Origin of the sequence: Psychrobacter sp. (genome assembly GCF_049295055.1) — a bacterium.
In the GTDB taxonomy this organism is placed as follows: domain Bacteria; phylum Pseudomonadota; class Gammaproteobacteria; order Pseudomonadales; family Moraxellaceae; genus Psychrobacter.
Genome location: NZ_JBAQQF010000085.1, coordinates 1 through 23,562 on the forward strand (window position 1 = coordinate 1; position 23,562 = coordinate 23,562).

The 23,562-nt window shown below is 41.2% G+C and carries 21 protein-coding genes; 20 read left to right on the top strand and 1 reads right to left on the bottom strand.

What is annotated here, in order from left to right:
* The 8 genes from rpmH to WAZ74_RS12890 all read left to right on the top strand — a co-directional run.
* Nucleotides 1-124, top strand: a 124-nt coding sequence (gene rpmH / locus WAZ74_RS12855; RefSeq protein ID WP_422308755.1) for a 50S ribosomal protein L34, incomplete at its 5' end; no start/stop codon positions are given.
* A gap of 320 nt (nucleotides 125-444) precedes the next feature.
* On the top strand, nucleotides 445-816 hold the full coding sequence (gene rnpA, locus WAZ74_RS12860; RefSeq protein ID WP_422308701.1) for a ribonuclease P protein component: 372 nt from the start codon (nucleotides 445-447) through the stop codon (nucleotides 814-816).
* Nucleotide 817: 1 nt separating this feature from the next.
* Nucleotides 818-1,192, top strand: a complete 375-nt coding sequence (gene yidD / locus WAZ74_RS12865) for a membrane protein insertion efficiency factor YidD (protein ID WP_422308702.1) — start codon at nucleotides 818-820, stop codon at nucleotides 1,190-1,192.
* A 217-nt stretch (nucleotides 1,193-1,409) separates the two neighbouring features.
* Entirely contained in the window at nucleotides 1,410-3,107 is a 1,698-nt protein-coding gene (gene yidC, locus WAZ74_RS12870; RefSeq protein WP_422308703.1) for a membrane protein insertase YidC, read from the top strand.
* Nucleotides 3,108-3,358: 251 nt separating this feature from the next.
* Nucleotides 3,359-4,810: a tRNA uridine-5-carboxymethylaminomethyl(34) synthesis GTPase MnmE gene (gene mnmE / locus WAZ74_RS12875; RefSeq protein WP_422308756.1), complete on the top strand. Its 1,452-nt coding sequence runs from the start codon at nucleotides 3,359-3,361 to the stop codon at nucleotides 4,808-4,810.
* A gap of 110 nt (nucleotides 4,811-4,920) precedes the next feature.
* Nucleotides 4,921-5,379, top strand: coding sequence for a transcriptional regulator NrdR (gene nrdR / locus WAZ74_RS12880; protein WP_422308704.1), 459 nt, complete (start codon nucleotides 4,921-4,923; stop codon nucleotides 5,377-5,379).
* Between the two features lie 105 nt (nucleotides 5,380-5,484).
* A complete protein-coding gene (gene ribD / locus WAZ74_RS12885; RefSeq protein ID WP_422308705.1) occupies nucleotides 5,485-6,540 on the top strand; it encodes a bifunctional diaminohydroxyphosphoribosylaminopyrimidine deaminase/5-amino-6-(5-phosphoribosylamino)uracil reductase RibD in 1,056 nt (351 codons plus the stop codon).
* A 438-nt stretch (nucleotides 6,541-6,978) separates the two neighbouring features.
* Nucleotides 6,979-7,653: a riboflavin synthase gene (locus WAZ74_RS12890; RefSeq protein ID WP_422308706.1), complete on the top strand. Its 675-nt coding sequence runs from the start codon at nucleotides 6,979-6,981 to the stop codon at nucleotides 7,651-7,653.
* 131 nt (nucleotides 7,654-7,784) lie between these two features.
* On the opposite strand, the gene WAZ74_RS12895 is transcribed toward WAZ74_RS12890, so the two are convergent.
* Nucleotides 7,785-10,727 (bottom strand): response regulator, encoded by a 2,943-nt coding sequence (locus WAZ74_RS12895; protein WP_422308707.1) that lies wholly within the window; start codon nucleotides 10,725-10,727, stop codon nucleotides 7,785-7,787.
* A gap of 246 nt (nucleotides 10,728-10,973) precedes the next feature.
* On the opposite strand from WAZ74_RS12895, the gene fmt reads away from it, so the two are divergent.
* The 12 genes from fmt to WAZ74_RS12955 all read left to right on the top strand — a co-directional run bounded on the left by fmt (nucleotide 10,974) and on the right by WAZ74_RS12955 (nucleotide 23,529).
* Nucleotides 10,974-12,098 carry a methionyl-tRNA formyltransferase gene (gene fmt / locus WAZ74_RS12900; protein ID WP_422308708.1) on the top strand — a complete coding sequence of 375 codons (1,125 nt, stop codon included), beginning with the start codon at nucleotides 10,974-10,976 and terminating at the stop codon, nucleotides 12,096-12,098.
* A 75-nt stretch (nucleotides 12,099-12,173) separates the two neighbouring features.
* A complete protein-coding gene (locus WAZ74_RS12905) occupies nucleotides 12,174-13,742 on the top strand; it encodes a transcription antitermination factor NusB (RefSeq protein ID WP_422308709.1) in 1,569 nt (522 codons plus the stop codon).
* Between the two features lie 45 nt (nucleotides 13,743-13,787).
* Complete coding sequence (gene thrC / locus WAZ74_RS12910) at nucleotides 13,788-15,209, top strand: threonine synthase (RefSeq protein WP_422308710.1); 1,422 nt, start codon at nucleotides 13,788-13,790, stop codon at nucleotides 15,207-15,209.
* A 340-nt stretch (nucleotides 15,210-15,549) separates the two neighbouring features.
* Nucleotides 15,550-16,647, top strand: a complete 1,098-nt coding sequence (locus tag WAZ74_RS12915; RefSeq protein ID WP_422308711.1) for a LysM peptidoglycan-binding domain-containing protein — start codon at nucleotides 15,550-15,552, stop codon at nucleotides 16,645-16,647.
* A gap of 60 nt (nucleotides 16,648-16,707) precedes the next feature.
* Nucleotides 16,708-17,973, top strand: a complete 1,266-nt coding sequence (dprA, locus tag WAZ74_RS12920) for a DNA-processing protein DprA (protein WP_422308712.1) — start codon at nucleotides 16,708-16,710, stop codon at nucleotides 17,971-17,973.
* Nucleotides 17,974-18,255: 282 nt separating this feature from the next.
* A complete protein-coding gene (locus WAZ74_RS12925) occupies nucleotides 18,256-18,885 on the top strand; it encodes an L-threonylcarbamoyladenylate synthase (protein WP_422308713.1) in 630 nt (209 codons plus the stop codon).
* A 124-nt stretch (nucleotides 18,886-19,009) separates the two neighbouring features.
* Complete coding sequence (locus tag WAZ74_RS12930; RefSeq protein WP_422308714.1) at nucleotides 19,010-19,528, top strand: GbsR/MarR family transcriptional regulator; 519 nt, start codon at nucleotides 19,010-19,012, stop codon at nucleotides 19,526-19,528.
* A 150-nt stretch (nucleotides 19,529-19,678) separates the two neighbouring features.
* Complete coding sequence (locus WAZ74_RS12935; RefSeq protein WP_422308715.1) at nucleotides 19,679-20,629, top strand: fatty acid desaturase family protein; 951 nt, start codon at nucleotides 19,679-19,681, stop codon at nucleotides 20,627-20,629.
* A gap of 129 nt (nucleotides 20,630-20,758) precedes the next feature.
* On the top strand, nucleotides 20,759-21,262 hold the full coding sequence (locus WAZ74_RS12940; protein WP_422308716.1) for a hypothetical protein: 504 nt from the start codon (nucleotides 20,759-20,761) through the stop codon (nucleotides 21,260-21,262).
* A gap of 39 nt (nucleotides 21,263-21,301) precedes the next feature.
* The gene (locus tag WAZ74_RS12945; RefSeq protein ID WP_422308717.1) at nucleotides 21,302-22,273 is read left to right on the top strand and encodes an epimerase; all 972 of its coding nucleotides are present in this window, start codon (nucleotides 21,302-21,304) and stop codon (nucleotides 22,271-22,273) included.
* A gap of 101 nt (nucleotides 22,274-22,374) precedes the next feature.
* Complete coding sequence (locus WAZ74_RS12950; protein ID WP_422308718.1) at nucleotides 22,375-22,854, top strand: hypothetical protein; 480 nt, start codon at nucleotides 22,375-22,377, stop codon at nucleotides 22,852-22,854.
* A gap of 231 nt (nucleotides 22,855-23,085) precedes the next feature.
* Entirely contained in the window at nucleotides 23,086-23,529 is a 444-nt protein-coding gene (locus WAZ74_RS12955; protein ID WP_422308719.1) for a DoxX-like family protein, read from the top strand.
* The last annotated feature ends 33 nt before the right edge of the window (nucleotides 23,530-23,562 follow it).

Here is a 23,562-nt window from a genome sequence, read left to right on the forward strand (position 1 = left end):
ATTCCAACCAAGCGTGATCAAGCGTAAACGTACTCACGGTTTCCGTGCTCGTATGGCAACTAAAAAAGGCCGTCAGGTCTTAGCTCGTCGCCGCGCTAAAGGACGTCATCGTCTTACTGTATAATCAGTAAATTACGACGAACATGGCTTGTTGTGTTTCTATTATTTATAGATTGCGATAGTCAATCATCACAACTGACACTCAGCCATATATTAAAAGCGCCCATATCGGCGCTTTTTTTGTTTCTGCGTTTTATTGTCATTTCTAATCCTGCTATAGTCAGTCCTAAGTAAAACAAATACAAATATTATAACGTGCTACTGGTATCAATTTTTCTTGCTTGCTGTGCTTATGCAGACAGAGGCTGCGAATAATTAATCCAAGTAGCACTGTATTATTTTAAAAATGGATCTACTATATTAGCTCTCATACTAGGTTGTACTATGTCCAATACTATTTCAGCTATACCTACCTACTGTTTCACTAAAGAGCAGCGCTTGCTTACTCCTGCAGCCTTCCGTGAGGTCTTTGATGCTCCTGAACGTAAACTTCACCAGAGTCATTTAATGGCCTTTGTGAGTACCAATACTCATGCTCAACCACGAGTCGGCATGGCAATTACAAAACGTAAGGTACCGACTGCCGTTGCGCGAAATTTGATCAAACGTCAAATACGTGAGCAGTTTCGAGTAAAGGCTATTGATTTAGAAAATAAAGATATTGTATTTATAATTAAAAAATCTATTAAAGGTATTGATAAAAAAGAATTAAAGAATGAAATAAATGCAATACTTAAGAAAATAGAAAAAAAATAAAATGAAAATTTTAATAGAATATATAAATAAAATTTTATACAAATTAATATTTTATTTTATTGTATTTTATCAAAAAATAATAAGTCCTATATTACCTGCTCGTTGTCGATATTACCCAACTTGTTCAAATTATGGTAAGCAAGCTTTAGCTTGGTATGGTGTTTGGGTAGGTAGTTGGCTTTTATTAAAACGTATTGGCAGCTGTCACCCTTTGGGCGGACATGGCATTGATTTTGTACCGCTACCTCTAGCCTCTTATCATTATCAACACGTATCTTGTGTTATATCAGCTCATATCCAAGCTCAGGGTTTATATGTATATCGAGATCATAAGAGCTATGTTTCTCGCCTAAATCATATGATGAAATTGACATAAGATCTCATATGGCATGAGGGTTTAAGGATATCTATCGAGTTACCCACAAGTTATCCACACTGTTGGTATCATTTAGAGTCGTTTTTTAGTAAAATGATGAACATTTTATGTGATTGACTGCTGACATTACCGCTAACTATATAGGTTGATGCCGTGTGGTGGTCATAACACATGCCCTAGTTTTTTATTCCCTAATTTTTTAATCTAGGAAAGGTTTATGCAAAAGATATTTCGGGTGATGATCATCATTGCGATGTTAATCACCGCTTATCTGCTGATTTTGGCATGGCGTGATGATTATGCAGATGCCCCAGCTGTAGACACGGTGCCAGAAACTGCAACTTCAGTAGGAGCTGACATTCCTTCTACTAGCGGTGCAGCAGGTGATATTCCGGTACAGACACTACCTGTCGATAAGGGTACAGTTGATAATGGTACTGTGACAGCCACACCGGCGGCAAACGCAGGACTAATCACAGTCACTACTGATCGCTATGACATCAAAATCAACCCAGAAGGCGGTGACATCGTTTATGCTGCGCTAAAGCAGTATGATGCGACGCTCGATAGCGATAAGCCTTTTGTATTGTTAGAAAATAATAGTAATCGCGTCTATGTCGCTCAGTCTGGTCTGATTGGTAAAAACGGTATCGATACAGCAGAAGGTCGCGCCAAATACAGCCATACTGCTAATAACTATGTGATGGAAAAAGGTCAGCAAACGTTATCAGTACCGCTAACTTATAAAAAAGATGGCGTGACAGTTACCAAGACCTTTACCTTTACTCAAGACAAATACCCTATTGATATCAGTTATCAGATTCAGAATGCCTCTGCAACAGCATGGCAAGGTCAGATGTTCGCACAATTAAAACGTGATGACAGTAAAGACCCTGGTATGTCTGATAAAGGGGCGCTGAGCATGGCGACTTATTTGGGCGGCGCTTGGGGTACACCTGATGATCCTTATAACAAGTTAAAGTTTGGTAAATTTAACGATGGCGAGTTGATTACCACTAGCGACAAAGGTTGGGTTGGCATCGTGCAGCATTACTTTGTATCTGCATGGACGCCTGAAAATTTTACCGGTAAATTCTTTAGCCGTGAAACGGGTGATGATTATTTCATTGGTTTTAATAGTCAACCTGTCAATGTAGGTCCAAATAAGCAAGTTACTTTAAATGCAACCTTGTATGCAGGTCCAAAGGTACAGTCTGAGCTTAAAGATGTGGCGGTAGGGCTGAATCAGACCGTTGATTATGGATTGTTATGGCCAATATCGAAGATACTATTTGCTATCTTGGATGGTATTCACAAGGTTATCGGTAACTGGGGTTGGTCAATCATTCTATTGACTATCTTGGTTAAATTCGCCTTGATGTGGTTCTCTAATAAGAGTTATTACTCAATGGCGAAGATGCGTGCGATTGCACCGCGTTTAGCAGCGTTAAAAGAAGAGCACGGCGACGATCGCATGAAGATGTCGCAAGAAATGATGGGTATCTATAAAGAAGAAAAAGTCAATCCAATGGCTGGGTGTTTGCCAATCTTGATGCAGATGCCTATCTTCTTAGCGTTATATTGGGTGCTGGTTGAAAGTGTTGAGCTGCGTCATGCGCCATGGATCTTATGGATTCAGGATTTATCAGCGATGGATCCGTGGTTCATTCTGCCGCTATTGATGGGTGCGTCGATGTTTATACAGCAGCAGCTTAATCCGCAGCCAGCTGATCCGATGCAAGCGAAAGTCATGAAGTTCTTACCAATTATCTTCACCGCTTTCATGCTGTTCTTCCCAGCAGGTTTGGTACTATACTGGACAGTGAATAACTTATTCAGCATGACACATCAGTATATTGTTAATAAAAAAGTCGAAGAAGAGCAAAAACTTCGCACCGTTAAAGTACTGGATTAAGCAGTAAATAAGCTTACTTATTATAAGAAACCATCGCTACGGCGGTGGTTTTTTTATACGCAAAGCACTATGGTTTGTTTGTTGGAATGAAAGATCAATGCTGCAAAAAAATATCCCAACAGTGCTCTCTCGTTTTTGAAGTGCTTTAACGATAGCAATGTATGACTATTTAAAGTTTGCTTTGTCAGTGTGCGCCAAGCCGTCTATAATGGAGCTTTTAGTTATCGAGAGTGATTGTGGATTCCCAAGAGATGGCGTTAGTCGCCCCTGATACATCTAAAAATTCTGATTTGGCCAGCCTACCCACAATTGCTGCAATTGCAACACCACTTGGGCGTGGCGGCGTCGGCGTTATTCGTTTGTCTGGCACACGTGCGTATGATATCGCCTGTGAGCTTACTGGTAAGTCTGTTTTTAAGCCACGTATGGCGAGTTTTTGTCGTTTTTATCAGGCTGATAGTACGGTTATTGATGAAGGTCTGGTGCTGTACTTTAAAGGACCACACTCATTCACTGGTGAAGATGTCGTTGAGCTGCAAGGGCATGGTGGTATAATTTTACAAAACCAGCTCTTAGCGCGGGTGTTTGAGCTAGGTGCAAAACAAGCAAACGCTGGAGAGTTCTCCTATCGTGCTTTCGATAATGATAAGTTGGATCTTGTGCAGGCTGAAGCCATCGCTGATGCTATTGATGCAACCAGTGCTGCCGCTGCCAGTAGTGCTATACGTTCGCTCAGTGGTGAATTTTCAAAAAAGATTAATCAATTACTTGAGCAATTGATCCATCTGCGACTGCATGTTGAAGCAGCGATTGATTTTCCCGATGAAGAAGATGTTGATTTTTTATCCGATGGGGTCATACAAGATAAGCTTGAGCAAACACAAGAAAAAATACAGCACGTATTGGCGACGGCAAAGCAAGGGCAACTATTACGTGACGGTATTCATGTGGTATTAGCAGGTAGGCCAAATGCCGGTAAATCAAGCTTACTTAATCGTTTGGCAGGTCAAGAGCGTGCTATTGTCACTGAGGTGGCAGGTACGACGCGCGATACCTTACATGAAACTGTGGTGCTCAATGGCTTGACGCTCCATTTAACGGATACGGCAGGCTTGCGTGATACAGAAGATACGGTAGAACGTATCGGTATTGAGCGTGCACGTACAGCGATTACTCAAGCTGATATATTGCTCTTAGTTTATGATGTCACCCGTGACCTGGAAGAAGAGAGCACGCCATTGCAGTTGGCTGAGCAGCTGTTCGGGGAGTTACCAGAAGCCAAGCGCTTATTAATCATTGCCAATAAAAGCGATTTACTAAGTGGTTTATTAATAAGTAATGACAGCAGTAAAGAAACAACTTCTGCTTCTGCATTAGAAATTACTAGTCGTGGTTATGAACAAGTTAATGTTTCATGTGAAACAGGTGCTGGTATTGATGACTTAGTCGAAACTTTGTGTGCTAAAGTAGGTTTTCATCCACCAGAAAATAGCTTAATTGCTCGTACGAGGCATTTAGATGCCTTGAGAAGAACCGCCGATTATTTAACAGAAGCCCATGAACAGTTAACCATCTTTAAAGCGGGGGAGTTAGTCGCTGAAAGCTTACGTCAAGCTCAGCATAGTCTAGCTGAGATTACTGGTGAATTTAGCGCAGATGATTTATTAGGTAAGATTTTTGGCAGTTTTTGTATTGGTAAGTGATTTGATGATTTATTATTAACGGATAAATACTGTTGATGAGTCTTTATATACAAATATTTGAAGTCATTAGCATCTGTTATTGTGCTTAATATTAAGACAAGGAAAGCAGCATGCATTGCCCTTATTGTAATGCGTCAGATACCAAAGTAATCGACTCACGGCTTGCAGCAGAAGGCGCGCAAGTGCGTCGCCGTCGATCATGTAACAGCTGTCAAGAACGCTTTACTACCTTTGAGGTAGTCGAAGTGGTGATGCCGCGTATCATCAAATCAAGCGGTAAGATTGAACCTTATGACAATGACAAGCTGCGGCGCTCGATTCTACTACCACTGCAAAAACGCCCTATTACTATCGATGAGCAAGAAGGAATGATTAGCCGTATTGAAAAGCGCATACGACAAATGGGTGAGCGTGAAGTCAGTAGTAAAGTCTTGGGTGAAATCATCATGAGCGAGCTTAAGGAGTTGGACGATGTCGCTTATGTACGCTTTGCCAGTGTTTATCGTGACTTTCAGGATATCGATGCTTTTCATCAAGAAATCGCCAATATTCGACCCATTGATAAATGAAGCCTGTAACCTTTATTAATTAGAGTTTTTTCCAAGATCAGCATTCTTATTTTATAAGACAAATCTGTCAATAATGATGACCAATTATTTATTAAGTTCACCTTTATGCCAAATTTAAGCCACTCGCAAAATGCACAAGACAGCTACTTTATGATGCTTGCTATCGAGCAGGCAAAGTGTGGCTTGTATACCACTAGACCAAATCCTGCCGTAGGTTGTGTCATTGTCCAAGCAGAAGAGGTGGTCGGTCAAGGATTTCATCCCAAAGCAGGTATGCCGCATGCTGAGGTGTTTGCGCTAAAAGGTGCAGGTGTGCGAGCTTTGGGCGCTACTGCTTATGTGACTTTAGAGCCTTGTAGCCATACGGGGCGTACACCGCCTTGTGCGCAGGCGCTCGTTGAGGCTGGCGTGAAACGTGTCGTCATCGCGGGTCTGGATCCAAACCCACAAGTTGCGGGTCGCGGTGTGACATTATTAGAGCAAGCGGGCATTGAGGTCACTGTGGGCGTGCTAACGGCACAAGCAGAGGATTTAAACAAAGGATTTCTCAAGGCAATGCGTACCCGAATGCCTTATGTGAGACTGAAGATTGCTACCAGTCTCGATGGCCGTACCGCCATGGCAAATGGTGAATCTAAGTGGATTACCGGTCCAGCAGCACGCGAAGATGTCCAAAAGCTGCGAGCGCAGAGTGGCACTATTATTACTGGTAGCGAAACGGTTATGATCGATAACCCACAATTAAACGTGCGCTCTAGCCAGTTGGGTATAGCGCCTGAGCAAGTTCCAAATCCTATGGTAGTGGTGCTGGATAGGCGAGAGCGGTTAGAGCATCATCTACAATCTGACTATCAGTTATGCCGTCGTACCGACACACTCTATTGGCGTAAAGATGACTTGATTGAATTATTAAAGATTTTGGTCAGTGAGCACCAGTGCTATGACGTATTGATAGAATCAGGCGCTAGCGTTGCTGGCAGTTTCTTGCAACAACAGCTGGTAGATGAGCTGATTGTTTATCAAGCGCCTTGCCTGTTGGGTGCACAAGCACGATCTATGGTTGATATAAATCCGTTATCGTTAGCGCAACAGCTGCGTTTTGCTATTCATACTCATGAAAAGCTTGGTACTGATCTTAAACTAACCTTATTGCCGTTATAAAGCTTTTTATTTTTCAATGACTTATCCACAGAAAGCAATGGAAACAGCTTAGATGTGGATAAATATAAATTGCTACTGCTGGTTTCACATGAAACTGTGCATAACTTTGTTTCACATGAAACATCTTAAATACTGATATTGTGGATTTTTAAAATAATCTATTATTAATCAGTTGCTTATCGTTAATTAGCTATCTATAAATGTAATAAGTAAAAAACAGCTCTGTTGTGGATAACTCTTTATAAGTAAAGGTTTTTATAGAAATTAATAGTTTTTAATCTTTACTTATCCACAGTTTATCCCATCATTTAGCTTAGCAAAGATTATATTGTGACTTACGGTATTATGTTAGATGACTGCCAGATGCTTAATATTACTACTGTGCTCACATTAAAAACACTGTCTACAATGACAATAAAACAATGAAAAGAGGTCGATATGTTTACCGGAATCATAGAAAGTGTCGGAAAAGTTAAATCTATGCAGCCTATGGGCGGCGATATTCGCTTAACGATAGAGTCTGATGGATTGGATTTTAGCGATGTGAAATTGGGAGATTCTATTGCTTCTAATGGTATTTGTCTGACCGTTGTGGATTTTGGCAGTAATCATTACTCTGTTGATGTTTCACGTGAAACTATCGCTCGTACCGCTTTAGAAGATTTAAAACCAGGTCATATTGTAAATTTAGAGAAGGCTATGCTTCCGACCACACGTTTTGGCGGACATATTGTGGCCGGTCACGTCGATGGTGTAGGGGTAGTTAGCAAACTACAAAAGGATGCGCGCTCTATTTATATTGAAATTGAGATACCAAAGGAGCTAGCGCATTATACGGCGACTAAAGGCTCTATTACCCTTGATGGCATCAGTCTCACCACCAATTTAGTACGTGATAATATTGTTTCTCTTAATATTATTCCGCATACCGCTCAAATCACAAATATATCGCAGCATTGGTTAGTAGGAGATAAGGTTAATGTGGAAGTAGATATCGTGGCGCGTTATTTAGAACGTTTGTTAAATAAATCACATACGGATACAGCGAATAGCAGTAATCTGCAAAGCACTATTACCGAAGCTTTTTTAGCAGATAATGGCTTTATGAAATAAGTTGTTATAGTCGATTTTTTTAAAACACATTATTGGTAGAATGAGGTTTTCGAACACTCTATTGGGCTTCCTGTCCAATAGGTGTCAAACATATTTTCATTGATCTCAAGCATGAGTTTTAGAGACACTTCTTAGGCTTTAATAAGGGTCTCTAAGACTTCCTGCAGCTTGTTCTTATTAATAGGCTTAGATAAAAACTCATCCATTCCTACTGCTAAGCATGCAGCACGGTCTTCTTCAGTGTTATTCGCAGTAAGCGCAACGATAGGAATGTCATCGCCTTGCGCTCGAATAGCTTGGGTCGCTTGTAGTCCATCCATCACCGGCATCCGGCAATCCATTAATATAAGCGCAATCTCTTGCCGCTGTGCTTGTAAAGTATCCAACGCTTGCTGACCATCTTCTGCCACCACACTACGATAACCAAGCTTAGCTAATATTTTGCATGCTATTTTCTGATTGGTTGGACTGTCCTCGACCACTAGAATAAGAGGAGATAAGGTTTCGCTCGCAGTATTGTCTGCTGCTAACGGGCTATTATTGTCTTTAACGCTTGCCTGTGGTATCAGCGTCTGCCTGAGCGGTAAAGTCAAGCGCAGTAGCTCAGATAGCAATAATGTCGCATCCAGCGGTTTGGTTAAAAAGCCGTCACATTTATCTAATAGTATAGAAGGGATGCGGCGCTCAGACTTCATACTTAGTAATATCTTCGGTAGCAACGGCTTAGCGAGCAGATGATTTAAAACGTACTGTCTATCGATATTTATGGACATCTTATCTTCTAAGTTGATATCTTCCTCTATAACATTCGCTTCTACGCTAGCTACTTCAGTTTGCACATGGGTTACTTGTTGATGACTTATGTTTTTATTATTAGCTTTTATCTGATTAGATAAAGCGATAGTGACGCTTTCATAATATTCGTAATCCAGTAGTAGGATAGGGGAGAGTGTCTGTTCGTTTTGTACCAACTTATCTGTTAACTGTTGTAAAGTCGCCCTGTTTATAGAAGTAAAAATAGTGACTGTTATGGATAAATAGTCGCATAAGCGCTGTAGATGTTCAGCAGCAAGTGGTTGATTGATAATCGCGATAAGATAAATGTGGCTTAGATGAGGATTGAGATGATAGATGGGTTGATAATTTGGATTCCGGCAAGGTAAATAAAGACTAAAAATGCTTCCTGCATTGGGCGTACTTTGTACTTCGATAAAGCCGCCTAATAATTTAGCAAAACTATGAGCAGTCGTTAGTCTAACGCCTTTCTGAACAACTGGATGGCTTGTTTGACTCTCTGTTTGTAGGTATGCCTGATTGTTTGCTTGATTATTTGCTCGATTGCCTTCTGATTTAAGCGTTTGATTAAAATAAGCGTTCAATTGATTTTTTTTGGTTGTCTCTAACCCTATTCCGCTATCTTGTATGCTAAAACGAACCCAGTCATGGGATGAGTTTGTTTTACTGCTTTCATTTACAGATATTAAGCCTGCGCCGTTTTCCGTATTTGATAACTTTGCACCGTTAATTGCTTCGATGGTAAGCGCAACATAACCTGCAGTGGTGTATTTGATGGCATTATCTAATAAATTGCGCAATATTTGTTGTAGGCGCTTATGATCAGTATCAATACAACGCGGGCAATCAGGGGCAAAGGAGTACAGGAGCTCAAGCCCATGTTGCCTTGTACTATCTACCAATGAATGACTAACCTGTTGTCCGATCCTATAAATATCAACTGGCTCGATACTAAGGCGAGTTTTTCTAGCGTCTATTTCCCCTATATCTAACATATCGTTGAGCATGATGAGCATAGAGTGGCTGGTTTGAATTAAGGTATCTAAGATCTGATTCTGATCGGCAGTCAAAGTCTTAGGATCAATGGGTTCGAGCGTATCAATTATCGTCTCTAATGGTAGGCGTAAATCATGTCCCATGGTTGATTTCAGGGTGTTAAATTCATCAATCTGTTGCTGCATTTGCAAGTTTTGTTGTTGTAAGTGTGCGGTTTGATTGACCAACTCATTGATATTATTTAGTAGTATGGTAAAACCATGCACTTGTCCATGCTCACCAAACCACGGCGTAATATGCAGTTGATAGGCTTTTTTATCCATCAATCCGTAGACCATTAATGTGCGTGTAACACGAAGATTTGCCAGTTTTTGTAGCAGTAATTGAGTAGATGCCTCTTCAGAAAAGACAAAATCTGTCAGATGATAATTGCAATCACTTTTAAAAGAAGTCGCAAATATCTGCTCAAAACGTTGATTAAAAAAGCTGATCTGACCGTGCCTCATAATCATTAACATGGCTAGCGGTGCGTGATCAACCAAACGCTCTAAACGATGCTTAAGTGTGGTAATACGGCGATGATCATTATGCAGCTGATAATTGATACGACTAAGCGAATGACCTAATTGCAAAAACTCAGCCGTGGTTTTTTTTTCAATAAACGGCGGTGGGCTATAGGCATCTTTTGCGTGGCTACTCAAATTGTCGGTATAGGTTAGTAGCTGTTCCCAATTGGCACGGCGCTTTAACGCATAAAGTAATGCCAAGGTAAAAAATATGAGGGCTGTCATTAATGGAAGCCAATAACGATAAGATATCCAGTTAATATCAAGCGGTTTATGACGCAATATCGTATAAATCTTATGACCACTGTCAAGCTCAATAGTTCCTACTAAATCATGATTGGTAAGCGTATAAGCACTACGAATGGGGCTATCCGATGGCAACGAGGTAATAGTATTAGGAAGCATGATGCCCGTAAACTCATGCTCATTAGAACGATTATAACGGTGGATATACGTTTGGCCAGACGGCAGCATAAAAATTAGCTGATAGCTAATACCTTTAAAAAAGGGCTTTTCTAGTATTTCTTTGATCTCAGAATCTATAGGATTGACGTACTCAGTAATCTCATACTGTAATGAATAAAAAACCTCTACACTGCGCTGTTCGCTATCATTTCTCATCTCATAGAACATCGTGAAGTAATACAACGACAACATGGCCAGCAGTGTCAAAGTATAAAAAATCAGCAAGCGTTGTAGAGACTGAAACTGTTGCATAAAGGCATGACCTTAAGTCGGCATGATGGCATATAGTGAATTTTTGATACCTCTATCAAATTTGCTTATCACTATTTAATGGATAAATAAGCGCTATATGACCGCTCAAAAAATGATACGAGGTGTTATTGCTATTATAAGGATAAATAGCGTCATTAGTAGCGCTTGATTGAAGCTATTACAATCATGGCACAACATCGTAAACTCACCTATAATAGAGCAATTACTTATCAATAATGCCTTACTATGACGACACTTGCTTGCGCCTCTGATTCATCCTTCGATACTACTGAGCCTCAGCAAAAAAACATTGCTGATGAGTTAAAGCGTACCAAACCATTAAGAGTGGTGTTCGCCGGTACTCCTGAGTTTGCTGCTATCAGCCTTGAGGCATTAATTAGGCAGCAAGAGACGCTCAATATAGAGCTCGTCGCCGTCTATACTCAGCCGGATCGCAAAGCAGGTCGCGGACAGAAATTATCAGCTTCTTCAGTCAAACAAGTTGCGCTTACCTATAATATTCCAGTAGAGCAGCCAGAGACGTTTAAAAAATCAAGCACAGAAGGGATGGCGGCTAGGCAAACCTTGCGTACTTACCAGCCAGATCTGATGATTGTAGCGGCTTATGGACTTATTTTACCTATTGGAGTATTAATCACACCTACTTACGGTTGTCTCAATATTCATGCTTCATTATTACCACGTTGGCGCGGTGCAGCGCCGATTCATCGTGCGCTATTGGCTGGCGATGATGAAACAGGTATTACTATTATGCAGATGGATAAGGGGCTGGATACGGGCGACATGCTTTATAAAGTGAGCGCCAGTATCGACGCTAATGATACGGCAGCCAGCCTACATGATAAAATGGCTGCTCTTGGCGCGAGTGCTATCAGTACGGTGCTACAAGACTTAGCCAACTATCAATCACAGGCTACTGCTCAAGATGACAGTCAAGCTAACTATGCTGAAAAACTGGTCAAAACTGAAGGCGAAATTGATTGGACGCAATCCGCTACTGAGATTGAGCGCCAAATTCGTGGACTGACCCCATGGCCGGGCGCTTATACTTTTTTATCGGGGCAACGCGTCAAAATATTATCCAGCTTGCCTGTTAATACTTCACAGCAAACAGAAAAGTCTGCTGGTACCGTCATCAGCGTGGGGCGCAAAGCGATTTTAGTCGCCTGTGGCAAAGAAAATAATGCTAAGAAAATTGTTAATAATACCACTGCTGATCATATGCAACTGGCCAGTATTTTAGCCATAACCAATTTACAGTTTGCTGGTGGTAAGCCGATGACGGCTGAGCAAATCTGTCATGGCAATCAGCTAAACGATGGTGACCAGTTCACGAAAGCTTCAAAATAATTTAATCTATTTTAGTTACAAATAATCCAACTTGCACAAGACGCTATTCATCATACGTCAAGGAAATCCAATTTAATGAGACAAACCAACACTGCGCCTAGAAATAATAAGCTCAAACCGTCAAGCAACCTTATTATGAATGGTAGCGTCCGCGTCCGCGTGATTCGCACTTTACTGGCTATTCAAAACGGTAAGTCACTCTCAAGCGTTCTTGACCCGTTATTGAACAGTTTGCACGATGGTGATAGAGGGTTTGCTCATGCGCTATTGTTGACAACATTGCGCCAGTGGTATGCCCTTGAGCGCTTACTAGATAGCATAGCTGATAACCCTATCGATGAGGTTGAAGTTCGCACTACCATTCAAGTGGGTTTGGTGCAGTTGTTGTATTTAGAAGTGGCTGATCATGCCGCCATTCATGAAACGGTTGAGGCAGCGAAAGAAATTGGGTTTGCTCATGCGACTGGTTTAATCAATGCTATCTTGCGTAAAGTGGTTAAGAACCCAAGTAAATTCCGCAAGAAATGTGATAAAAAACATAGCTTACCTAATTGGCTTGCCTATCAGCTCAAGCAAGATTGGAGTGAGGAATACGACGATCTGATGCAGGGTTTACGTCAACCTGCGCCCATGTTCTTACGGGTAAATACTGCCGTCACCGACGTTAATGGCTATCAGCAGAGTTTAATTGAAGCCGATATTAGCGCTGATTTGGTAGAGATAACCAGCGCTTTACAACTGCCTCATCAGGATCAGCAAACGACTACCGTTATCACCCCGGTATTACGTTTAGAGCAAACTACAGCAGTCAGCTTCTTACCGTCATTCGCTGATGGTGTTGTTAGTATTCAAGATATGTACGCTCAATTGGCTGCGCCTTTAATCAATCAAGCGCTAATAAATAAGCTAAACACTGACAGCGTTAACAATGACCCTAATATTGACTCGGACTTGCAGATTTTAGATGCTTGCGCTGCGCCTGGTGGCAAGCTTGCTCATTGGTTAGAGCTTTTAGGCGTAGAGCAATCAAAGTCAGCTGACCAGTCACCATTGTTTCATGTGAAACATAGTGATGATAATCAGGAATCAGTAGCTAGCGGCACGATTAAGCTAACTGCTATTGATAATGAAGCACCACGTATTACCCGTATTCATGAAAACTTAGAGCGTCTAAACTTAAAGCAGTTAGAGCAAGTTAAACTAGATATCGTCTGTGCCGATGCGACCCGCTGGCAGGGAGTGAATAAGCAAGCTGACAAGAACGCTCCGGTATTTGACGCTATATTGCTAGACGCCCCTTGTACCGCGACTGGAGTCATTCGTCGCCACCCTGATATTAGCATCTTACGTAATGAGGAAGATGTTGAACAAACCGCGCGCTTGCAAGCAGAGATTTTAGATAATCTATGGCCACAATTAAAAGTTGGTGGCTATTTGCTATACATCACTTGCTCAATATTAAAGAAAGAAAACGTTGAGCAGATACAAGAATTTATGAGACATCATACTGACGCTAATGCTATCGAATTTACCGAAGCTTGTAGTTGGGGGATTGCCCAAGAAGTCGGTCGCCAGTGTCTACCGATAGATAGCGAGAGCGGCGATGGCTTTTATTATGCGCTGCTACACAAAGCTGCCAAATAAACCATTTTTAATATTGAATAACATCATTGTAGACAGGACAATCTAATGAAATATATCAGTACCCGTGGTCGGACAACGCCGATGGATTTTAGTGATGTACTCTTGATGGGTCTTGCACCGGACGGTGGTCTGATGCTGCCTGAGCACTATCCAAATATTGATAGTGCGACGCTTACCGAATGGCGCTCTATGAGCTATCCACAGCTGGCGATGGCGATTATGCAGCGCTTTGCGACCGATATTCCTGTAGCTGATTTGCAAGATATCATTGAGCGCACTTATACCGCTGAGATATTTGGCAGTGCGGAGATTGTTCCTGTACGCAAGCTCGAAGACAATTTATACATTTTAGGACTGTCAAACGGTCCAACGTTAGCGTTTAAAGACGTTGCCATGCAGTTCTTGGGCAATGCTTTTGAATATGTGCTCAAGCGTAAAGACGCGCGTATCACGATTATCGGTGCAACCAGTGGCGATACTGGCAGTGCTGCTGAATATGCGCTACGTGGTAAAGATAATATCGAAGTCTTTATGTTGTCGCCGCATGGTAAAATGAGTGAATTCCAGCGCGCGCAGATGTATAGCTTAACTGATGATAATATCCATAATATCGCTATCGATGGTATGTTTGATGATTGCCAAGATATTGTTAAAGCCCTACAACAAGACGCTGAGTTTAAAGCGGCTTATAACTTGGGCACCGTTAACTCTATCAACTGGGGTCGCATACTGGCGCAGATTGTTTATTACTTTAAAGCCTACTTTGCGGTGACTTCAAATAATGATGAAAAAGTTAGCTTTAGCGTACCATCAGGTAACTTCGGTAATATTTGCGCCGGTCATATCGCGCGTGAGATGGGCTTGCCAATTGAGCGTTTAATCGTTGCGACCAACGAAAATGATGTGCTCAATGACTTCTTTAACCAAGGTGCTTATCAGCCACGTCCGACTGATAAAACCTATGTGACGTCAAGCCCATCAATGGATATCTCTAAAGCCTCTAACTTTGAGCGTTTTGTGTATTTATTACTCGATAAAGACAGCACTCGTGTTAAGGCGTTATTTGAAGGCGTGAAATCCGGTCAGGGCTTTGATTTGTCTGATTTAATGCAAGCGGTTAATACGCGTTATGGCTTTGCCGCCGGTAAATCTACCCATAGTGACCGTCTAGACACTATCAAAACACTTTATGAGCAGCATGATGAGCTGGTAGATCCGCACACTGCCGATGGTATCAAGGTTGCTAAAGAGCTTCAGCAAAAGGGCGAAGTGATTGTTTGTGCAGAGACCGCACTGCCAGTGAAATTTGCTGACACTATTATCGAAGCGATTGGTCAAATAGATATTGCGCGTCCAGCTCATACAGAAGGCTTGGAAAGCTTACCGCAACACGTAGTGATACTCGATAATAACGCTGAACTGGTCGCTGAGCAAATCCGTCAGTACATTACGCCAAATCCAGCTTAACAGCTTTGTATATCCGCATGATTTCTTAAGATTAATGTTCAATTTAAGGTTACGCTATTGTAATAAAGTGTTTATGATTGTGTTATGGTAGATATAATTGTAATATTAGAAACAGCGTCGGCGAGTCATCATTGTTCTAGACGCTTTTTTAGCAATCATACCCGTCAATCACATCAGTCAATGACACTAAATAGCTGCTCTATAGACGTTATGATAACGGTGCTTTAGGTCTGTAACACGCTTGATTTTTATTATTATTTTTTAAATAAATACAAAGTATTAACAGGCTTAAGTACCAGTGATTATGGCGCTAACAGCTTTACATATTGTGGATATAACAATGAAGATGAGCTTAAAAAATATCGTAAAAGCGCTATTGGTTACGACTTTTAGTGGTGCAATGCTGATGAGCACTGCCCACGCTAATAATCCACCGCCAACCATAAAGGCTGATGCACCCAATCGCTATATTGTCAAAAAAGGCGATACTTTATGGGATATCTCAGGACGCTATTTAGACAGTCCATGGCGCTGGAAAGAGATTTGGGCTACCAATAAGCAGATCAAAAATCCTAATCTTATTTATCCTGACGATATTTTGATTCTATGTGTGATTCAAGGTAAGACATTGATTGGTGTGGATACTGGCGAAGGTTGTGCTGGTATTGAAAAACAATTAACCGGTACGTCAGTTGCTACCTCGGTATCAGTCACATCGACGGCTAATAGCATCCCGCCCATTCCATGGTCTGCTATCCAGCATTGGCTCGATAAGACACTCATTGTTAATCCAGCAGATTTTAATACCACGCCATATATACTCGCCTCTAAAAAAGGTAACTTAATTACCGCAAGTGGTGATAAAGTCTATGCCAAAGGCGTGCCACTGCTCGTAGGGCAGCGTTATGGTATCTACCGTGAAGGCGAGATGTATGTTGAGCCTAAGACGCAAAAAGTCATCGGTTTAGAAGTTACGCAGGTGGCAACGGGCTTAGTTACTTCTACAACGACCAATGGCGTCACCAGTTTGCAGCTTATTGATAGTTATGGCAAAGAGGTTCGTGAAGGTGATCGCGTTTTTGTTGAGCTCAATAATTCTATTCCACCAGTGTTTTATCCTACGCCAGCAACTGTCAATCGTGGTGGTATGATTGTCCGTGTCATGGATTCTATTAGTTCAGCTGCCAAAGGTAGTGTGGTTGCTATTAACCTAGGTAGCACGCACGGTGCCAAACCTGGCGATGTGTTGACTGTTTATCAAAAAGGAGCAGTCATACGTGATATCAAAGACAATGATACGCCTGTACGCTTGCCGAGTGAGCCTACTGGTATGGTGATGGTATTCAATACCTTTGATAATATCAGCTATGCTTATGTGCTTGAGTCTGAGCTACCTCTCAGCGTGGGCGATCAGCTCCTGCCACCTCCTTATCTATAAGCATGTATAAAGCTTGTTTTTGAAAGTAACTCTAAGTCCGCCCATACGAGCTAAGTGATTATGACGGCAGCCTCCCTTTCTTTATCAGACGATCAGCGCGCAGTACTGGCGCTGTGGTCTGAGGTAAATGCGTCATTATCTGCTTATCATAAGCTGGTTACTTCTTTTGGCAATGCTGAGCTTGCTTGGCAAGCCAAAGTAGAAGCATGGCGGCAGTTGGGTATTCATCATACTCATCTGACGCGTCATGAGCAGCCAGAGCAAACACTTGCCAGTATCGATGTCATTCAACAGGCGTTAATAGAAGGACGATATGGTCTGCTATTTTCTGACCAGTCTGATTATCCTACCCAATTGCTAACAATCTATGACCCACCACCACTATTATTTTATCGTGGTGATAAGTCGCGTTTGCGTCAAGCACAAATCGCTATTGTCGGTAGCCGAAAACCCACCGCCCATGCACAAAAAATCACCTTTGATATCGCGCAGTATTTAGCGCAGGCCGGTTATATCATCACTAGTGGTTTGGCTATGGGTGTGGATAAACGTGCGCATCTCGGTGCTTTAGCGCAGCTAGATCCTGAATATCAAGGTCGTACTATCGGCGTCATGGGCACCGGTATCGACGTCAATTATCCCAATCATCATGATAAATTATTTAGCCAAATTATTGAGAAAGGTGGCTGTATTATCAGCGAGCTGTTACCGCATACCCAGCCGCATAAACATACCTTTCCACGGCGCAACCGTTTGGTTGCTGGATTGAGCCTCGCGACTATTGTGACAGAAGCTACGATTCAAAGTGGCTCGCTGATTACTGCTAGGCTTACCTCTGAGCAAGGCAAGCAAGTCTTTGCTATTCCTAGCCATATTGACAATAGCAATGCTGAAGGTTGTCATCATCTAATACGTGAAGGCGCAACCTTGATTTATCATCCTCAGCAAGTACTTGAGGATGTTAATAGTCAGTTAGGCTATAACCATGATTCACGTGCAACAACACCCTCATCCAAATCTGATAAATATCTATCGAATAACAACCAATCGCATAGCAGCCAACCTGCCAATTCTATAGATGTAGACCGAAGCTTTGGTATAGCGACGGGTCAGCCGATAGCCTCTAATATCAAATCCACTCCCAGCGCTATCGTCGTCCCTGAGCATTTAACGCTCGTTTATGAGCAGCTTGATTGGCATGGGCAGGATTTAGATGCGCTTATTGTGACCACTAAGCTTGCGCCATCGCAGCTGATTGGACAGCTAATGGAGCTTGAATTACTGGGTGTTATTAGTGTGCAGGGCGGGCGTTATCTACGTGTTTAGTACTATGATCGGTTCAAAATAAGTACAGTTATAATAACCTACCAATAGTATGAATTTTACTCGCTTGCCGTTTAACTTCGTCACTCCAGAGGCTTCAAAAAATTTATCACAGTAGCTCTATGTCTTTTTAAATCGAATCGATTATATGTTCATATACTATTATCTCTCTAAAAGCGTTATGTCCATAGCATTCTATTAATTTCTAAATATCACTATTCTAGTCAGTTATTCCATTGTGTTATGCTTAGCGCCTACTTTTCTATCACCTTGAACCTTCAAGCTATGAGCCAATCTGCACCTCTTATTACTGATTCTATCCTTCAAGCGGCCAAGTGGCTTAAAGAAGGGCAGCTGCTTGCTTATCCAACCGAAAGCGTTTGGGGGATAGGTTGTGATGCTTATGACGAAGCAGCAGTTCAGCGCATTTTAGATATCAAGCAGCGACCGCAAGCCAAAGGTATGATCGTCATCACTGACAGTGCTAAGCGTTTAACGCCTTTATTAGTCTCTTTAGATCAGGCGCAACGTAATACCATTATCAAAAGCTGGCAGATAGATAGCGAGCATATAGACCTACAATATAAGCAAGCTCATACATGGTTATTACCCATTCCGCAAACACTGACCACAGTGATACCTCCTTGGATCACAGGGCAATACCAGACAGTAGCTGTGAGAGTTATTGCTCACCCTATTATCCGTCAGCTCTGCCAACAGCTGGTCAGTGTTCATAATCCATTTGGGCTATTGGTTTCCACGAGCTGTAATCCATCAGGGCAACCGCCTGCTATGAGCTTTACGGATGCGTATGCTTATTTTGACGAGCAAATCAGCTACTTGCAGGCTGAGACATTAGGATATACCTTACCCAGTCAAATCCGTGATGCGATGACAGGTCTGATCGTTCGTTAGAGATAAGTGTTAATTCAAGAAGAATGCGTTGTTTCTTATTTCATTATTGACAGAAATAAAAGAATGGTGCAAGATAGGTTAAGACATTAGCCAATTTGCATGAAATATTAAGTGAATAACTATTATGAAACTAAATCCTGTGACCGAAAAATTTATCTTACATTGGGGCGAAATGGGCTCGCAGTGGGGTGTTAATCGCACCATGTCACAGATTCATGCGCTATTATTTATTATTGGTAAACCCCTAAACGCTGAAGAAATTACCGACACGCTTGGAGTTGCTCGCTCTAACGTCTCAAACAGTATTAAAGAGTTGCAGCACTGGGGACTGGTACAAAAGGTTTCTATATTGGGCGATCGCCGTGATCATTTTACGACCAATACCGATGTATGGGAGTTGGCTCGTATCATTGTAGTTGAGCGGCAAAAACGTGAACTTGAGCCAACAGTGCAATTCTTACAGCAGTTGATGGACAGCCCTGAATTTGAACATGAAAATAGCGAAGTCAAAGCCCGTATCCGTGACACTCAAGAATTTGTTAGTACGCTGACCACATGGTCATCTGAGATGCTTAAGCTACCCACAAGTATCCTTAAAAAAGTCTTAAAATTGGGCGCTAGTATTAAAAAAGTTCTTCGATAGCTGAGTGTTAAAATACTTAAGTGTTCAAGATAAGATAGTGTATTTAAAATAAAAAATTTAGGTAATTATTTCTGTTTAGACAGAAATTTATGTAATGGATATAAGCGCTAGCCGCGTTTTATTGCTAACCGCAAAAAATGGATGTGTAAAATGAAAGCAAATAACGCACATAATAACAAGCATATAGCGATTAAAAATGCTATTGGCTCAGTAAAGTGGCAAGACTTACGCCAGTTAACTCGCAGTCAAATTGCTTATAATATCATTTTACCTTATCCATTTTTACTGCTGTCATGGTGGTTTGTTAGTCAGTCGTTGTATGTGATGGCGTGCGGCGCGTCTTATCTATTTTTTGCTGCTGCCTTCCGCCAAGCTCACGACGGTTATCATCATAGCTTAGGTACGGGTAAACGTATGACTACCGGCATACTGATATTACTTAGTGTGCTATTAATGACCAGCTTGCATAGCATTCGAGCCACTCATATGGAACATCATCGCAATCCATTGGGCAATAGTGACATCGAAGGCAGTCTGGCAAAAATATCGTGGTGGCGAGCGATGTTAGGCGGTGTAACCTATCGACTTGATATTTATCGCCAAGGAATACGGCTAAGTAGCTATCACAATCAACGTATCGCTTGGCTAGAATTTGGACTAATTGCTTCGGTTGTCATCATTACTATCGTATTGACTTCGTTTGCTAACGTTACCATTGCAATGTTAGCGCAAGTGTTGATTTATCACATAATAACGATGATGTTGGCCAATGCCAGTGTCGGTATCATTGCTGTTTGGGGCGTGCATCATGATTGTGATGAGACGATCGCTCGCACTGAGCGTAATCCGTTAGTTAACTTGCTGACTTTCAATCTACTCTATCACGTAGAGCATCACCTCTTTCCTGCCGTGCCATCCAACCATTTACCTGAACTAGCTAAACGTTTAGATACGGCAGTACCACACCTGACCAAACAACATGTACTGCCAAGTAAAGATACGATTATCAGCTTCATAGATAGTCGATGGAATAAACTAAAAGACAATTATCAAAATAATAATGATGAAAATGACTGTCCTATTCGTAAGCGTTTTGCGTAAAATTTAGGTAAATATTAACAAAGAAGTTGTATTAACGACCTTTTATCCACTAGTTCTTCATAGCAAATTCATCATTGCTACCAATGCCCTATTTATACTGAATTAACGACTAGAATTAATAGGATAAGTATGATGAAAACTAATGATGACTTGGGTGCTTACCCTTATTTACAAGTGGTTATTCTTTTCGCAGGCATTGGTAGCGTGGTTGGTGGACTGATTGCAGAGCTATGTTTATTGTTTATCTTCAGACAAGCCGATTTTGCTCAAATTGGTTATCAGCCACTTTTATACGTAGGCCTGCTTGGTTTCATACCCGCCTTATTAACGGGTGTTATTATCGCCGCTAAAAATATATGGCGCGGTGATCATAAAAGTATACGTACTACACTCTTAGTTAGTTTTATGACATCAGCATGCTATATGGGCGCAATTATCCTATATTTAGGCATCAACTCCTTGATAGAAGTTGGCGTGCTATTGGCTTTTATGGTTATCGCCGGACTGTTTGGTGCAATCAATTCTGCTATTGCCAGCTGCATTGCTTTACCAAAAGTATGTAAAAGTCATTTTGATATAAGTGTCAAAAAAGAAGACGATGGTTATAAAGGGTTAAGTTTTACTGAACAATAAGAAATAAGCAGGATAACTCATACATATAGGGAGTAGGACATGAATATTTTAATCAGTGGTGGCTCAGGATTTTTAGGGAGTGCATTTAGTAACGAGATTCTGAAGCGTTATCAGCAGATGGATAGAGAGCTACATATTACTTGGCTGACTCGGGATAAGACGCAACAGCATCCTACTCACATCAATATGATGACCTATGATGAGCTTGCAGCTTCTGATAAAAGCTTTAATGTGATTTTAAATTTAGCAGGTGCAGGGATTGCTGATGCGCGTTGGAGTGACGCTCGTAAAGAGCAATTGCTTGCCAGCCGTATGAAACCTACCGAATCATTACTGGCGTTTATTGCCCGCAGTAGTATTAAACCTAAACTGCTGGTCAGTGGCTCAGCGATTGGATGGTACGGTACCCAAGGCGATAAACCACTGACTGAAAGCAGTGGCTTTGAGATAGATTTTGCCCATAAACTATGTGACGGATGGGAGCAGTTGGCGCTTAAAGCTACTGAGTCTGGTGTACCTGTGGCTATCGTGCGGACGGGTGTTGTTATCCATCCAGAAGGCGGTATGCTCAGCAAGCTTTTGACACCATTTAAAATGGGTGTCGGTGGGCAACTAGGTGACGGTAAACAAATTATGAGCTGGGTTAGCCGTGATGACTGGGTAGGGGCGGCGATATTCATTATCGAAAAGCATCTTGCTAATAATACTGAGCAGGCTGCTAAAGCTATCACAAACAATAATACGCTAAAGACAGCAAATGATACGCCAGCGGTAGTATATAACCTGACGTCTCCCAATCCAGTGACCAATCATACTTTTACCAAAAACGTCGGCGTGTGGCTACATCGTCCTACCTTTTTCACCTTACCAGAATTTTTACTGAAGCTAATGTTTGGTGAGATGTCGACGCTACTGATCGATGGACAAAAGGTATTACCGCAAGCTTTATTGAATGCAGGTTATGAGTTTAAGCAGCCAACGCTAAAGCAGGCGTTAGCGGAACAAAAGTAATTAGTTAATAACGAAAAATGAGGTAGCGACTGTTTCATGTGAAACATAGCCGATGTTTTTGAAACACTCTTATATAATTAAACTTAATGGTGAGCACAGCCATGAAAAATCTGGAGAATGAAGCAAGTGAGTCTTCATATCCAACGAATTTAGTTGGGTGGGGATACAGTTTAATGGGCGGTGCGATAGGTGGTGCAATAGCAGGGGTATTTTTTATATTTGATACTCAAAATATTGAAGTACTTATATTTATCATTATTATGTCTATAATATTTGGGGCAGTACTTGGCTTGATACCTTCTATCATTACCGGCGTTTGGATAGCAAATAATAAGACTACTATTAAAAGTATTGAGGACTATTGTAAAGTGTTCCTGATGGGATTTTTAGTCAGTAGTGTTTATGGTTTACTAGCTACAATTGTCAGTCAATATGTATTTGACTGGCGAATAACCAATAACTTTAACCAATATCTATTATCAATCACAGGGGGGATGGGACTGTTAGGTGGACTAAGCAGTATGATCTTAGGCAAAATAATATTACCAAAAGTGCAAGCTCAAAATAATTTATTCAAATAAAACTTAGTATATAATTTCAGTATTAACAGAAATAAAGTAAATTTGTCTTTTAAAAGTATTTAAGAAGGAGTACGGTAATTAGACAGTAGTAGTTTAAAGGTTGATTGAAGTCTCGTTAATAATTTTTTAGCGTACAGTAATTGACTCAAATATCAGTAAGTATTTAATTGTATATTTCAGTTATAACAGAAATTAAATAAATATAACTCATTAAAGCTAGGACAGTTTGATATGATATTGAAATCAAAGTCTGCAATCTGCTGGGCAGAAGACAGTATTCTAACCGTTCAGTCTGATCGGCCATTACGCTTACCTTATTATTTATACCTTAGTGTCGCGATCTTATGGCTATACAGCGGAATTGTCCCTGTGCTGTTTGCTCAATCTACGTCACTTGAGATGTTAGCGCAGCTAGGTATTGATAAACCGTATCGCATGACACTGTTTATATTTTCTGCCGTTTTAGATATCATTTTTGGTTTGCTGGTATTGAGTCGCTATCGTCAGCTGGCTTGGGTTTGGCTTATGCAACTGTGTGTAGTGGTTGGCTATAGCATTATTGTAGCGATAGGATTGCCTGAGAATTGGTTTCATCCGTTTGCCCCATTGATCAAAAATATTCCTATTATCGCGTTGTTATTTTATCTTTATCGTCATCACTATTTTATCAGATAGTTTCAGTTTTGACAGAATAAACTAAAAACTACT

Excerpts from the sequence above, each read along its gene's own strand:
- WAZ74_RS12945 (WP_422308717.1), top strand. The coding sequence starts at position 21,302 with ATGAATATTTTAATCAGTGGTGGCTCAGGATTTTTAGGGAGTGCATTT.
- rnpA (WP_422308701.1), top strand. The coding sequence starts at position 445 with ATGTCCAATACTATTTCAGCTATACCTACCTACTGTTTCACTAAAGAG.
- yidD (WP_422308702.1), top strand. The coding sequence starts at position 818 with ATGAAAATTTTAATAGAATATATAAATAAAATTTTATACAAATTAATA.
- WAZ74_RS12915 (WP_422308711.1), top strand. The coding sequence starts at position 15,550 with ATGAAGATGAGCTTAAAAAATATCGTAAAAGCGCTATTGGTTACGACT.
- dprA (WP_422308712.1), top strand. The coding sequence starts at position 16,708 with ATGACGGCAGCCTCCCTTTCTTTATCAGACGATCAGCGCGCAGTACTG.
- WAZ74_RS12950 (WP_422308718.1), top strand. The coding sequence starts at position 22,375 with ATGAAAAATCTGGAGAATGAAGCAAGTGAGTCTTCATATCCAACGAAT.
- WAZ74_RS12895 (WP_422308707.1), bottom strand. The coding sequence starts at position 10,727 with ATGCAACAGTTTCAGTCTCTACAACGCTTGCTGATTTTTTATACTTTG.
- thrC (WP_422308710.1), top strand. The coding sequence starts at position 13,788 with ATGAAATATATCAGTACCCGTGGTCGGACAACGCCGATGGATTTTAGT.
- WAZ74_RS12935 (WP_422308715.1), top strand. The coding sequence starts at position 19,679 with ATGAAAGCAAATAACGCACATAATAACAAGCATATAGCGATTAAAAAT.
- WAZ74_RS12925 (WP_422308713.1), top strand. The coding sequence starts at position 18,256 with ATGAGCCAATCTGCACCTCTTATTACTGATTCTATCCTTCAAGCGGCC.
- ribD (WP_422308705.1), top strand. The coding sequence starts at position 5,485 with ATGCCAAATTTAAGCCACTCGCAAAATGCACAAGACAGCTACTTTATG.
- WAZ74_RS12890 (WP_422308706.1), top strand. The coding sequence starts at position 6,979 with ATGTTTACCGGAATCATAGAAAGTGTCGGAAAAGTTAAATCTATGCAG.
- fmt (WP_422308708.1), top strand. The coding sequence starts at position 10,974 with ATGACGACACTTGCTTGCGCCTCTGATTCATCCTTCGATACTACTGAG.
- nrdR (WP_422308704.1), top strand. The coding sequence starts at position 4,921 with ATGCATTGCCCTTATTGTAATGCGTCAGATACCAAAGTAATCGACTCA.
- WAZ74_RS12940 (WP_422308716.1), top strand. The coding sequence starts at position 20,759 with ATGATGAAAACTAATGATGACTTGGGTGCTTACCCTTATTTACAAGTG.
- WAZ74_RS12905 (WP_422308709.1), top strand. The coding sequence starts at position 12,174 with ATGAGACAAACCAACACTGCGCCTAGAAATAATAAGCTCAAACCGTCA.
- WAZ74_RS12930 (WP_422308714.1), top strand. The coding sequence starts at position 19,010 with ATGAAACTAAATCCTGTGACCGAAAAATTTATCTTACATTGGGGCGAA.
- WAZ74_RS12955 (WP_422308719.1), top strand. The coding sequence starts at position 23,086 with ATGATATTGAAATCAAAGTCTGCAATCTGCTGGGCAGAAGACAGTATT.
- yidC (WP_422308703.1), top strand. The coding sequence starts at position 1,410 with ATGCAAAAGATATTTCGGGTGATGATCATCATTGCGATGTTAATCACC.
- mnmE (WP_422308756.1), top strand. The coding sequence starts at position 3,359 with ATGGCGTTAGTCGCCCCTGATACATCTAAAAATTCTGATTTGGCCAGC.